The organism is Psittacicella hinzii, assembly GCF_003585935.1.
Lineage (GTDB): Bacteria > Pseudomonadota > Gammaproteobacteria > Enterobacterales > Psittacicellaceae > Psittacicella > Psittacicella hinzii.
Genome location: NZ_NRJG01000038.1, coordinates 1 through 15,153, shown reverse-complemented (window position 1 = coordinate 15,153; position 15,153 = coordinate 1). Strand labels below are relative to the sequence as shown.

The following is a 15,153-nucleotide window of genomic DNA, read 5'->3' as shown; positions in this document are numbered from 1 at the left end:
CAAACAATACAAACAAACAATACAAACAAACATCAGTTTGTTTAATCATCTAATTTCTCTTCTTCTTTCCCTTCCTAAATATCAATCCAAAGAAAATTCTAATGAGCTTGTAAAAGCGCGAATTTTTGAGGATACTCAAAACTTAGATGCAGAATTATTAACAGCGTTAGTAAATGATTCTGATCTACAGCCAATATTTTTCCAAAAAGTTAATGATCTTCTTGTTTTTAATCAACAAAAGTTTATAAACATTCTTAACAACAAAGAGTTCTTACCTAGTTCATTTACCCAATTTAAAAACCGTATAGGTTTAACTTCAAATAATCAACTTACCTTTGTAAGTAACACTCAAGATGTAGTTTTAACATGGCCATTTAAAGATTGCGTGCTTGAGGGGGGTCAATCAACCGATGAGCAAAACCGTAAAGAAGTTTTCTTTAATGAAACTTTAGCTTATGAAGAAATAACAAAGTTACTTAAACCAAAAGTATTAAGTAATGCTAAGCGTTATAGTGGCTCTGGTATTGAAGAAAATATCACTACTTTTAGAGATAACGATAATTTAGTTATTAAAGGTAATAATCTTATCGTTTTATCAACGCTTATGCAGCGATTCGAAAATAAAGTCAAATGTATCTATATAGATCCTCCGTACAATACTGGAAAAGATAGCTTTAATTACAATGACAGTTTTAATCATTCTTCATGGTTAACTTTCATGAAAAATCGTCTTGAATTATCTAAGAAGCTCTTAAGAGATGATGGATTAATTTTTGTACAATGTGATGATAATGAACAAGCATATTTAAAAGTTCTTATGGATGAAATTTTTGGCAGAAAGAATTTTATTAGTACTTTAATACATCAAAGAGCTTCTGGAGGAGGTAAAGCTAAGCACGTTGTAAAAGGTCATGATTATGTTATGATTTTTGCAAAGGATACTTCTCAGAACATATCTTTAACTTCACAAGGTGAGGTTCGAGGAAAAATAGTCTCAATAAATGGAAAAGATCATGTTAGAAATGACGATGTAGTACGTAAAGTTTTTGGTTCTTATGATAAGTCTTTAGATCGAAGATGCTTTTATGAAGAACTATCAGAATATAAAAGTGAAAAACAAATTGCAGATATAGAAGCAAAAATAGAAAAAGGTGAATACGTCTTAGAAAAGCATAAAAATGGTAAGACGGTAATTGTAACTTATTCTCCAATTGATAATTTAAAAAAGAAATTATATTCAATAATCAAAGCTTTTAGCTCTGATGCTTCTGATCACTTAGAGAATTTAGGTATAAAATTTTCTAATCCTAAACCGGAGCAATTATTAGATTTTATTTTGAATACTTGTACAACAAAAGGAGATATAGTATTAGATTTCTTCGGTGGTAGTGGTACTACAGCTGCAGTGGCACATAAACGTAATCTTCAGTATATAGTAGTGGAGCAAATGGATTATATTAGTGAAACAATTGTTCCTCGTTTACAAATGGTTATAAATGGAGAAAATGATAAGTTAGGGGTATCACAAATCGCAAACTGGCAAGGTGGTGGATCTTTTGTTTACTGTGAACTTAAAGATAATGCTTCAGAATTAATTGAGCGTATTAATAATGTTAGATCGGATAATATATTAGAGTTAGCCGCTCAAATATTTACCGATTACCGTACTAAAGCCCAAATTCAAGCTAATCAATTGCAAGATGAGATTGATAATTTTGAGTCTTTACCATTTGATCAACAACAAGAATTTCTTTTTGCTTTAATTGATAAGAACAAGCTGTACGTAAACTATGAAGATATAGATGATGTCGAGTTCAAAATAAATGACACAGATAAGAAATTTAGCCGTTCATTTTATGGAGAATAAGAGATGTCTAGAAAAACAACAAGTACAAAATCTAATTTAGCACGTTCAAATCAGGTAACTAATTTAGATGATACAGCATTCTTGTATAAAGAATTAGATATAGAGCGTAAATACATTAAACAAGTTACAGCTCAACAACCAGAAAATGAACAAGAAGAGATAATTCCTTTAGTTATCAAACAAAACCTCAATCCACGAATCGATTTACGTGAGTATCAAGAAGAAGCTTTAGAGAATTTTATTTTGTACTATGAAAAGTATCATGCAACTAAGAAGTTGCATACACTTTTTCATATGGCAACAGGATCAGGTAAGACTGTAATTATGGCTAGCCTTATTATCTATTTATATAGTAAAGGCTATCGCAATTTTATTTTCTTTGTTAATCAAGTTAATATTCTTGAAAAAACTTTAGCTAACTTTACTAATGCCTCATTTTCTAAGTTTCTTTTTGTACCAGAAATTGAAATTGCAGGACGTAAAGTAAAAGTAAATGTTGTAGATAATTTCTCGGCGACGAATTTAGATGAAATTAACCTATGCTTTACCACAGTACAAAAACTAAGTATTGATCTTAAAGATACCAAAGAGAATAGTATATCTCTACAAGATTTTTCGGACAATAAAGTAGTATTTATTTCAGATGAAAGTCATCATATAAACACTTATACCAAAAATAAATTAAGTGCTGAAGAAAAAACAAATCTTAATAGTTGGGAAATTTTTGTAACTAAAGCGTTTAATGCACATAAAGATAGTATTATGCTTGAGTTTACAGCTACCTGTGATTTAAAACATCCAGCTATTCTTGATAAATACCGTGATAAGATTGTTTACAATTATCCATTAAAAAACTTTAGAGAAAGTGGTTATACTAAAGAATTTAAGAACTACTCAACCCGAACTGATTTATGGACAAGATCTCTAATTGCTCTTATTCTAAGTGAGTATCGTCGTTTCTTATTTGCTGATCAACAATTGCATGTAAAACCTGTAGTGTTGTTTAAATCACAAAAAAGGATTAACGAGTCTGAGGAATTCTATGCAGAGTTTATTAACAAGGTTAACACTCTTAGTGTTGAGCAAATAGAAACTTTATATAATCAAGTTAATTTACAAAACTCTCAGGCAAAAAGTAACCAACTAGATTTAAATAAGGACACTAGTTCACATGATGATTTAGTGCGTGCTTTAACCTATTTTTATCAGAAAGACTTTGCTCTGCTAGTTAATGCAATCAAAGAGCAATTTAATACAACTAACTGTATTATTGTTAATAGTAAAGATTATAGTTCAGCAAGTAAAATGGAGCAACTTAACTCTTTAGAAGATAGGGAAAATCCTATACGAGCAATATTTACAGTAGATATGCTTAATGAAGGATGGGACGTATTAAATCTATTTGATATAGTGCGTCTTTATGATCCTCGTCAAGGTGGAAGACCTGAAGTATCTTCTTATACAATTAAAGAAGCACAACTAATCGGACGTGGAGCTCGTTATTGTCCGTTTGTCTTAAACGAAGACCAGGATAAGTTTAAACGTAAGTTTGATGATGACATAGATAATCCTTTACGTATTCTGGAAACGATGTATTTCCACTGTAAAGATGACTCAAAATACATCCAAGAGTTACGTCAAGCTTTAATTGCAATCGGATTGGCTGAAAGCAAAGCAATAGAGTATACCTATACCTTAAAACCACAGTTTAAAGACAGTGTAGTATTTGATCGAGCAGTAGTCTATACTAATGAAAAAGTTCGTGTAGGGCGAGAGAGCTTTACTTCGATAAGTCCAAAAATTCGTAATCATAGTTATAGATATGCTGCAAGTTCATTATTTGTAAGTTCAAGTAATCTATTTGAGCAATTAAATAAAGCAAGTACGGTAAAAGATTTAGAAGATATAGCTACTCGACAAAATGAAGTTCATGATGCATTAGTAATGCAAGACCTACACATTGATTTAGGAGGTTCTGAAGTTAATCTACCGGTTAATAATTTTGTTTCGTTAGGTAATGAAGAAGCTCTAACGACTCTTTATAGTACGACAAAAGATGATCAAGCTAGCTTTAAAGCAAATGCTCAAGCGTTAAATTCTAAAATAAAACGTGAAACGACTATAATCAAACTAAAAGATGTCGATTATCGTATTTTGTTACATGCAAGTGAGTTCTTTAATGGGATGAATTTTGCTTTTGTACAAAAACAATATCCGCATGCAAAAAGCTTACGAGAGTTCTTAACTGCTGATAATTATCTAGGAAATATTACTTTAGAGATTGTTCACGATGCTCAATTAGGGATTACTAACGATGATTTAATAAAAGCGGTAAAAAATATTTACCAGCAAATTGAAAAACATCTGTTCAGTATTAAACCTACCTACATAGGCACAACAGAGTTTAAACCGATAGCCTTATGTAAAGTAATCCAAGATGGCAAAACTATAAAACTAACTCATATTCCAGAAACTGGAAGTGGTAAAGGAGTTTCACAAATCACTTGTGAAGATGAGTCTTTACAGTTAGATTTAAGCCAAGAAGATTGGTATGTGTTTAACGATAACTACGGTACTTCTGAAGAAAAAGCCTTTGTGAAATACTTCAAGCAAGAAATAGCGCAGCGTTTACGAGCAAAAGGTTTAGAGTTTTATGTGATCCGTAATGAACGCTTTGCGCAACTTGCACTTTATAGTTTTTCACATGGAGAAAGATTTGAACCGGACTTCTTACTTTTAGTGAAGAACAATAAAGAAAATGAACTCTATAGTACTTCACGCTACTCACAAGTATTCATCGAACCAAAAGGTCAACATCTCTTTGCTCAAGATGGATGGAAGCAAGAGTTCTTAAGCCAACTCAAATCTCAAGCAAAAATTTCAGAAAATGTAAATGTATATGATAATTATCAAATTATCGGTATGCCGTTTTTTAATAAGTTAGAGCTTGATGCCTTTGATAGTGCAATAAATAAATGGTTAGATGAGTTATAGTTAGATCTCTTCACCGATAAGGTGCTGCTTCAGGTAGACATTTTAGGTAGTTACTCTAGTATCTCTAGTAGAATTTCGACTGCTCCACGCGGTAGTCCTATACGGTAGCCCCATGCGGTAGCCCCAAATGATTGGGAGCACAAAAAAGACTCTACAGCTTAGCTGTAGAGTCTTTAATATTATTTACGGAATAAACCAAAGAACTTAGAAATGAGATTCGTTTTGTCTTTAGGTTCTTCTGCCTCGGCAGAATTTAAATCCATACGTGGACCAAAAGCTTTAGCCACAGTTGATTGCTCTTTATAACTATCAGCATTAGCTGCTGGTGCTTTAGCTTCAGGCTTAGCTTCTGCAGCTGCCTTTTTAGTTTTTGCAGTTGTTGGAGTTTCAGCTTTAGCAGTAGCTTTACTGTTAGCTTTGACTTCGGTTTTAGTTTCAGTTTTAGTAGCTTTTTCAGCAGGAGCAGCTTTCTTAGCTTTTTCAGCAGGAGCAGCTTTCTTAGCTTTAGCAGTTGTAGAGGCTTTTGCTTCTTTATCTACTTGTGTAGCTTGTTCTGCTTTAGCTTGCACTTTTGCAGGAGCTTCTTTAGTAGAAGTTGTAGCTGCTGGTGCTTGCTGCGCTTGTGATGTAGCTTTTTTCTTGGCTTTTTTCTTCGCAGCTTTAGTTGTTTGAGCACTAGCTTGAGCAGCTTGCTCTGCTTGAGCTTTGCTTTCAGCCTTAGTTTCTGCCTTAGTTTCTGCTTTGGTTGCAGATTTAGCGGCAGCTTTGGTAGCAGCTTTAGTTTCAGCCTCAGCTGTAACTTTGCTTGCTGCTTTAGCAGCTGTTGCTTGTACCTTAGCTTTTTCTTGCTGCTTAGCAGTCTCTTGTGCTTTTGCCTTTTCTTGCTCAGCCTGTTCAAGTTTTTTCAGCTGGGCTTCTAACTGCGTTAGTTTACTTTGGCTACTATGAAGTTTATTGTGAGACTTAGTAATATCTAAACCTAATTGATCGTACTTAGTCTTGTTTTCTTTGCTTTTCTTCACTACTTTGGCAATTAGCAGATTCGTTTTATCAAACTCTTTCTCTGCTTCTTTACTGTAGCTACCGTTAGCAATTTTCTTAGCAATAAGTTTTAAATAATTAGCGCGTTGTTGTTCAGCTTTCATTAATTCGAGCTGCACATTAGTACGTTTGATTTGAGTTTGTAACAACTCAACTTCGTTTTTACGCATTTCAACACGCGAGTTCATGGTATTAAGCTTAGCTGCGTTTAGTGCATCTTTTGTGTCTTGTACAGCTTTAAAGTTAAGCGTAAAAGATTCAAGGTGCGCTAATTCAGAACTAGCTAATTTCTGTTTAATCGTTAGTTGATTAAGTTGTTGCTTAATCTCATTAACTTGCTTACTTGAAGTTTTTTCAACTTGCTTAGCATAATTATTTAATTGTTTTACTGCTGAGGCTAGTACTTTTTCAGGTAAAGTAACGTAGTCTTTATATACTCCAGTTTTATTAGCACTATAAACTTCAGTTAGAGTGCTGGCTGAAAGTTCTTTGGTTTTTTGTAGTGGAGATTTATCTGCAACATTTTCATTAGCGGTTAGAGCCTCGGCTATATCCGCAGCGGCTTGACTGGAAGCAATTTTAGTTTGCTTTTCAGGTTTTACCGCTTTATTTGTTTGAACATTTGCAGCTTGTTCTGTTACAACTTGGACAGCAGTTTCTGTTGTTGCTGTTGCGGTTGTAGCTGTTTGCTCTTGTGCCGGCTTCACAGGTTCTGCTGCAACCTCATGACTAATACTCGGCATACTTGCAGGCACGCTCGGCAGATGAATATCTACTTGCGGCATAGCAAGATCTAAGCCTTGAGGATTAGTTAGAGTTGTGTCACTAGTTGTAACTTGTGACTTTTCAGTACTCAAAGCTTGAGTATTAGAAGTTGTAGGAGCTGCTGTTGCTGTAGTTACAGTTGCTGGTACAGTAGCTTGTGCTGGTTCTGCATCTGTAGCAGGTGTAACTACCTTGGTTGTTTCTGTAGCCTTAGTGGCAAGAGCTTGAGGAGCTGCAGCTTGAGAAGCTTGCTCATCTTGGGCTGCATATGTATCTTGCGGCTCTTGCTCATCTTGAGTAGCAAATGTATCTTGCGACTCTGCTGCTGAGATTTCAAGCTCTTGTTGGTCGAGCTTAGCATTCATTTGCTGAATAATTTGCGTAAATGATCTACTATCTTGACCTGTTGCTTGTTCTCGCAGTTCTAATTGCAGATGATTTAACTCAACTAAGAGTTCTAGATCATCAGGAGTTTCTGAGTAATGATCTTTTAGGAATTGTTGTAATGCTGGATATGCTTTAGCATATTCATACATAAAACCTAAAGGACTAATTCCTCGACCTTGTCTATCACCCTGTTGCGCTATTTGCTCATCTTTTTTACGTTGTGAATTAGTTACACAAATGTAATCATGTAACACACTACGCAGAATTAAATTATGTAAGTAGTGTGGTAAAGAAGTACGATCTACCGCAAAGAGCTTACCTGTTGTTCCTAATTGACCGGCAAAGAGTTCATTAACTTCAGGATAGAGATGTTTAGTCTCTTGTAAGTTAGTAAACACTTTTTCTAACTCGATGAAAGCTTTATCAATTTCAGGATAATGCATTACGGCGATTTTATTTTTTACGGTAGTGAGTTCGGCTTTAATTTTTTCCGACCGCACTTCGTATTCTTTAACTTTTTGATCAACACTCTTAACGTATTTATTTTTGATATGCGCTAATTGTTTTTGCGCGTCAAGTGCTTTTTGTCTAATCTGCTCAAACTTCTCAGTGTTTAAGTCAATAATGCTAAAGTACTCAGAAGTAAAGCCTTGACGTAGACAGTTATTAGCTTTACGCAGGCACGAGAGTTCATTAGTTGCTAAAGTAGCTTGTAATAAACTACGACGACGTAAAGTTAAAGCACAGTATTCAGCAAAGTGTACTTGATTCTCAAGAATGGAAATTAAATACTCAAGGAATTTCAGAGTGTAAGCATTAATTTTTGTAAGTACACCTTTTACTTTATTGAGTACTTGGACGCTAGTGTTAATACTACGCGAGAAGTTAGAATCTGGATAAGATTGTTTAATCAGAAGATTAAACTGATTAATCACTTCCAGCTGTTGTGCTTGTAAATTCACGAAGATTAAACAAGCCTCAATATTAGCTACTACACGTTCATGAGCTACAACTAATTCATCATAGTTCTCTTGCGTAAAGTACTCTAGATCATTAGCAAAACTTTTTTGTGTACGATCTACGTATGCTAAGCTCGCCTTGAAGCCTTTATATAGATCCGCAAAATTAGTATTTCTATTAGCTTGCGCAGCAAACTCATTACTAACTTTAGTGAACAGACTAAGATCAACTAATGGCTTCACAGCCTCAAAAGCATTAAACTCTTTATCTAAAGACGCAAAGGTTTTTTGATAAGCAGTTAAAGCTTGTTGATAGCGGTTACTATACTGCGTACTAGGTGTAAGGCTTTGGATATAAGTATAGAGCTCTGGTTGTGCTTTTAGTTTTTCTAACCATTCTTTACCCCAAGACGTCATGCTAAAGATATTATTGAGCGATTCTAAAACATCAATGGCATTAGCTTGTTTTTGTCCGGTAATAATGGTAAAGCTTGGTGCAGATTCTGGTAAAGCTAAGGCTTGTTGTAAGAGCTTATACTCATTAATGCTAATACCATGACCTTTATGGAGAAGGTTTACTAACAATTGTAAATGCTGTTGTGGAGGTAATAAGCCAGGGACAAAAGCATCATATTGTTCTAAAATCTCTTCAATTGAGCCTGCTGGTAAAAGATTATGTACCGAGTGCGCTGGAGCATAGCTAAGGTTTTTGGTTTCGAAAGCATGAAGATTATTATCAGCTGAATCAGATGTAGCATTTTGCTCTGCTTGTTGAAGATCTTGGGCAAGTTCTTGTTGAACTGCTAACACATCTTCAACTTCTTCTTGAGCTTGCTTAGCTGTTAGCTCTTCACCCTGCTCAACCTTTTGCTCAACCTCGCGATCAGGTTCGAGCCCAAATTTTTGCTGTAATCCTTGATTTACAAACAATGGAACTTCTTGTGGACCATGCCAAGTAGAGAGTGGGAACTCAGTGGTTGGAACAACCACTGAGTTATTAGTTGAGTTACGCGAACTCGTTGTACTATTTGCCATCTCTACTGGAATGTCAAAGTCCTGTAATAAAGGATGTACTTCAGCAAAAGCTTCCTCACTAAAAGTAACCTTAACCGCAGGTTGAGAGTTACTATTAGCGCCAACATCTAGGTTAGCAGTACCTGTTTTATCAAGGAGCTTTTGTGCAGCCTCTTGCATTGCATTTTGTAATGCCGTGCTAAGAGATTGACTTAAAGCAGCCGTGTCTACTTGAGGCGCAGCTTTCTGCGTATGCACTACGCGTTGCGTTGGCAGTTGTACTTGGATTGTGCCATAGCTACTAAAGAGCTTTTGTGCTTGTCCATCGTTAGTACTTGCCGTTTGAGCAGTTTGAGCATTAGCATTAGCAGCATTAGAGCTATCTGCAGCTCTAGATGTGCTTGTAACACTTGACGCACTAGTACTACCAGTCGCACTAGCACCACTTGCTCCAGCAGAACCTGTAGAACCAGATCCCATGCCTGACATGCCTTGGCTACCACTACCTAGGTTTCCATTGCCATGGTTACCAGACTTGTCATCATCTTGCTCATGTGGCACGAAGAGAGTTTGCTCTTGTGCTTTTTTACCACTTGCAAGAGGCGTTGTCGGTTTTGCGGCATCAAGGTTGTCATTAGCTTTGCTAGCTTTATAGTTAGCAGAGTTGGTAGTTTGGTTGTCAGCTTGAGAAGCTTGAGCTGGTTTTGGGTTAGTAGTTTGTTCTACGAACTCTAAGAAGTGTAACTTCGAAGAATGCTCTTCGTAGTCATCATCTTCTTGTTCAAGATAGTTATCCTTAAAATCATAAACTTCAGAGTAGTCACGATATTGTGGATACACAAACTCTAACTCTTCTTCAGCTTGTTGCTTATCGTACTTGAGGTATTGCTCGATAGTATAGCTACGTTCAAGATGTTTCTCTAAATCAGCAAGTACTTCACGCATACTTTTACTGCGTTCGGTCGTTTGAGAAGCAGTTGCAGTAGAGGCTGTAGTTGTACTGGTAGCAGTATTAGTCGTAGTTGCTGCAAGTGTAGCAGCTGTATTACGGTCAGCATTTACTTCAGTATTTACTTCAGTATTTTCTTCAGCATTTGCTGCAACATTTACTTCTGGGGCTAGATCCTGCGCAAAGTCAATTAAACCTTGAGCAGCAGCTTTAGCAGCGCTTGAACTAGTTTGGAAGCGTTTACGAGCCGGAGTTTGCGTTGTTGCTGGAGCAGAGGCTTCAGCATTTTGCGTTTGCGCTTCTTGAGCACCTTGACTGTCTAGGGCTACTACATTCTCTTGCAAGTCTTGTAACGTTGCTTGGCTATGAGCTGTAGTTTGGCTAGCTGTTTCACTAGTTTCGCTAGTTGCACTAGTTGCGCTAGTAACACTAGAACTCAGGGCTGCACTTTGCAGTTCATCTAAAGAAATCGGAGCACGAGCTTGTGGATTACTAGCAACATATGCTTGTTCTTTTTCTTGAAGAGCAGCATAGAGTTGTTCTGCATTTTTATAGCCAAACAGATCATGGATTTCATCAGCGCTAAAGTTATTAGCGTCTAAGAAATCTTTAAGTGTAGTACCATCATCGTAGATGTCGTATTGACTATAGTCTAAACCTTTAGCTTTTAACTCACGCACAATGCGTTTGTTCTTCTCAAGGTTATAACGACGTTGTTGCTCTTCTTGTAAAAGAGTACGTTTACGTTCTAGTTCTACGTAATAGCTATCTGGTTTTGCCATTTCCATACGGAGGATATTACCTCCATGGTCAACAGCATAAGTATTAGCTAATACTGGATCTGGTAAGTAAGAACGATTATCTACTATGTTTGCTGCTTCTGAGGTTACAGCTGCTGAGGTCTCTGTTTGGGCGTTTACTGCTCCTACGTTTGCCGGTGGGTCATTAGTAGTTTGAGCATTTGTAGTCCCTTGGTTCGCAGTGCCTTGGTTTGCAGTATTCTCGTTTGTTGTACCGTTGTTTGCTGTATCCTTGTTTGCTTCACCACTCGTAGAAGTATTGGTAGTGTCGGCTGAACTAATGGAGAATTTTTTCAGCGTGCGGATACGACGAGGGTAAATAGCCTCGCTATTTTGTTGGAAGCGTAAAGCTTCATTTAGCTCGTCGAGTTTTTTGAAATATCCTTTTAAATCCTCATCTGAAAGATTAGGATTTAAGCCCATTTGTTTAGCACGTTCACGGCGTTTAGCTTGTGCAACTTTATTACTTGCATAAGAATAGATTACTCGCTGATCTAAATAAGGAGCAATATTTGTCATGCGTGCTAGAGCGGCATTACGTTTAGCAGGCTCTGGAGTTAGTTCGTGTAAGTAGAAGTTAATATCTAATTCCGCAAAGATTTCATCTAGTTCAGCTTGCGTATAGTATCTTACACGTCCAGAGTCTTTAGCTGTTTGCTCAACTTCTTTAGCATAAGCTTGATTGAAGTCAGCATTATAAGCCGTTTGAAACTCAGCGCGATCGTAATATAGATCAAGGTCAGCAATTAACGGTACGCTATTGCTAATTTTTTGTGCTTGATCTTTATCGGCCGTTTGTGCCAGCATTTTTTGCGCAGCCATGCGAATAGCAGCTTGTTCGGCAGCTTCATTATTCACCGCAAAAGCTTGTCCTGCAGACTCTACTTGCGAGTTGCTTTGGTTTTGCTGCTTGAGTTCGTGTTGTTTAAACTCTTGGTACTCTAACTCTTGCTGGTTTTGCGCTTGAGTTTTACTTTGTGCGTCAGTTGCGCTTTGCTGGTTGCTTGGGTTTTGGCTTGAGTTTTGGCTTTTTTGCTCTTGGACTTGTCCTTGGAGCTGGTTTTGGCTTTGCTGGCTTTGGAGTTCTTTCTCTTTTGGCGCTTGGAAGTAGCTTTGTTGCTCAACAATTTCGTAAAGACTACTGGGACTTGCCGCTAAGGTTTCGGCAATTTTCTCCTTATGTTTAGCCTCTAGAGCTTGTTGTTCAGCAATTTGTTGTTGTACGTAAACCGAGTCAAGTTGCCCAATGCTTTGTTCTAAGTTATCTTGATCTTGGTTGTAGTATTCACGACGTTTATTAATAAAGATATCTAAGATCTCTAAACCACGTGCACGTTTTTGGCGATGATTGTGGTGCAACATAATTAGTTGCTGAATATTTACCATTGCCGGTGCTAAGCGTGTGTGTACTTCCTGATCGGAAATATCCATATATGGAAAATCAGGTACAGTACGGCGACGACGTGAAACGATTTCGCCATCAGGTAAACGGCGTTTAGCGCTTTTAGTTGTTTTGGCTTCGGCTAAATATTGTTCATAGAGTTTATTCCAAGATTGGAAGTTCTCATAAACCGTTTGATCAACTTTAAATAGCTGCATGAACAGACGGAAGATGCTAAAGGCAGCACGGAACATAGGTTCGTACATACGTTGCACATTACCTTCACGTCCAGGAGTAATAAATTGTGCGGCTAAGTTACAGAGAATAGTTTTGGTATTCTCTTTATCGCGACCGTTTAATTTATTACATTGTTCAGTAAACGAAGCTTCGGCTAGATGGAGCAGTACATCTTCAATTTCTTGCGCAAATTCGGTTGAACGAATTTGGCTCTTAGCAATCTTATGGTAATAGCGTAAGAAGGCTTCAATAAAGCCTACTGCACGCATGGTTGCTAATAAGAATGCTGGATTAACTGGTTGATCATAAGCTACTCGTTGGTCTGTAATTAAAGCTCCAGCTAAAGTTAACGCTAGAGTTGGACTGTACGACTTGAGTAGGGTTTGATCCATATTTACTTCATCAAGTAAATTTTTCAGTAAGGCATGCTGCTGAGCTAGAGCATAGTTAAACTCTGATCTAAAGCCACTAATAGCAAAGAATTTAACTTTACCTTCAAGCTCTTGAGACACGGTGTGATGAAATTGCGGTAAGGCAATTTTATTTAGATCATACTCACTAAAGAGCTCAATTACTTTGAACGAAGCTCCTGAAGCTAAAGTTTTATTAATTTCATCACTTAAACGTGATTCAGAAGTAAACTTCAGTAAGTTCTTATGCGTAAAAATGTTTTGACGCAGGTTTTGATCGATCGTGAAATTAAGCTTAGCACTTAAACGGATGGCGCGAATAATACGCATTGGATCTTCACGTAAACGAATATCCGGATCACCAATCATCACAATACGACGGTTGATTAAGTGATCAATGCCATTGAAAAAGTCGTAAATTTCATTGGTAATCACTTTGCCGAACAGAGCGTTGATGGTAAAGTCACGACGACGTGCGTCGTCGCCAACGTCAGTTGAAAAGGTATTATCCACCATGAGAATACCATGGTCGGCTGCAATCCGTTGTTCTTGACTTAGTTCTGCACGTGATACTTCACGATCGGCACGGAACGTAGCTACGTCGTAACGTTTGTCACCGGCAGCCACGTGCGTTAATTGGAAGCGTCGTCCAATAATTTGGCAACGTCCTTTAAATAAACTTTTAATTTGTTGAGGGGTAGCGGAAGTACAAATATCAATATCGTTATATTCTTTACCAAGAATTAGATCACGCATCACTCCACCAACAAAGTAAGAGTCATAGTTTTCCATTTCAAGGTGAGAGGTGATATTAGTTGCACCTCGGCTTAAATGTTCTAAATTAAAACCGAAATCTGCTTTTGCGTCATAGACTTTAAAATCTGGGAATCTAGCTTTTAAATCTTTAAAACGTTTAGAGCTAGCGCCGTTTTTTCTGGTGTTTTTCATAAGGTTTTTATTTCCTCAAAAAATCTTAATGAGTAGAACACACCCTGCTTTATGCAAAAACAGTAGGATACAAGTTATAGCTCTACCTGTTTATTTGTCTGGGTTAAGATTAGGTTAAAGGCACAGACTATCCCTTAGCGTCCTAAGGTAACCAAAAAGTTAAAAGAAGGTTTAACCTCAAATAGTACTTCTGCTGAGTGTACATGAGTAAGATGGTACATCTTTAAGACAGTACAAGAGTAAGATAGTACGTCTATAAGACTGTACACCTAATAAAACAGTACATCTAATAAAACAGTACATCTGTAAGATTGTACAACAGTAAAATAGCCTATCTGATTGGGCCTCTATTTATACACAGAAGATGATGCGGTGTTACTAGAAAAATGTAAGTTTCCCCCAAAGAAATTAACTTTTTTAAATGCAAAATGCAAACCTAAAAAAGTTAAAAAGAATAAAAATAAACAACACGAAACTTAGCATTCAGCTAATAAAACCATCCTCTCTTTAAGTAAAGAAGTAAAAACATCAACTCTGTGTAGAGAAGTTTCTTTTGCTTGTTTAAGGGTAAACACTTAATCAAAGCTCGAACTGTACTCCCAGTTTTACGACAGTCGAGACACTGCCTCAGTGCTTACCTGCATGATTGTGTTACAGTCACATGTAAACTAAAAAATCTATAAACTTATCTTAAGTATTAATACGTATCTCTTCACGTATATCAAATGCCAATCATGCAGTTACGTAGGTGAGTCCCGGACAAGAGAGAAAGATCCTCAAGCTATATCTAAAAAATCAATTGGTAACTTCAAGTTACACTTATTTGCTAGAGAAGCTTTCTCGGCATAAACTTATAAAAAATTTATGATGGAATTAAGCTCGCCCTTTTAGATGTTATATTTAGCAAAAAGATAATTAAAAAATGTTCTTTTTGCCGATAAATAGGGGGATTAATCCACGTTAATATTTTACCGCAAAAGCCGCGGTAAAGGGGTGCTTTTCTCAAGCTCGAACGAGTAAATCTGGTGTTTTGTTGTAAGGGAAGAAAAAAGACCTTGCGATGATTTAGCTCTTATAACAATTGTTAGTAAGAGCTGACAAGAGGAAAGAAGAGTAATACATAAGATAAATTCTGGCAAAAACGTAAACTCATAACTAAAGTTAAGATCATTTCTTTGCTGATAAGATTTCTTCTTAAGAGGACAGTTTTACTCTTAGGCGTATAGGACTATTTTACTTTTAGTAGGGCAATAATGATTCTGTGGTTAGAGAATTGAAGAAGCTGTTTAAACTTTTGCAGATGAGTAAAAATATTACGCTAAAGACTATCTGGCTATCAGACCATTAGACTATCAGACCATTAGACTATCAGACCATTAGACCATTAGACTATCAGACCAT

At 36.6% G+C, this 15,153-nt stretch carries 3 protein-coding genes; 2 read left to right on the top strand and 1 reads right to left on the bottom strand.

Features of this window, described 5'->3' with window-relative positions; translation table 11 throughout:
* A partial coding sequence (locus tag CKF58_RS02595) for a DNA methyltransferase (RefSeq protein WP_147397195.1) occupies window positions 1–1,867 on the top strand: 1,867 nt, incomplete at its 5' end.
* A gap of 3 nt (window positions 1,868–1,870) precedes the next feature.
* Complete coding sequence (locus CKF58_RS02590; protein WP_119530593.1) at window positions 1,871–4,861, top strand: DEAD/DEAH box helicase family protein; 2,991 nt, start codon at window positions 1,871–1,873, stop codon at window positions 4,859–4,861.
* A gap of 179 nt (window positions 4,862–5,040) precedes the next feature.
* Here the strand turns inward: CKF58_RS02590 and CKF58_RS02585 are convergent, their stop codons facing one another.
* A complete protein-coding gene (locus CKF58_RS02585) occupies window positions 5,041–13,752 on the bottom strand; it encodes a tRNA nucleotidyltransferase/poly(A) polymerase-related protein (protein WP_119530590.1) in 8,712 nt (2,903 codons plus the stop codon).
* Between the last annotated feature and the right edge of the window lie 1,401 nt (window positions 13,753–15,153).

Excerpts from the sequence above, each read along its gene's own strand:
- CKF58_RS02590 (WP_119530593.1), top strand. The coding sequence starts at position 1,871 with ATGTCTAGAAAAACAACAAGTACAAAATCTAATTTAGCACGTTCAAAT.
- CKF58_RS02585 (WP_119530590.1), bottom strand. The coding sequence starts at position 13,752 with ATGAAAAACACCAGAAAAAACGGCGCTAGCTCTAAACGTTTTAAAGAT.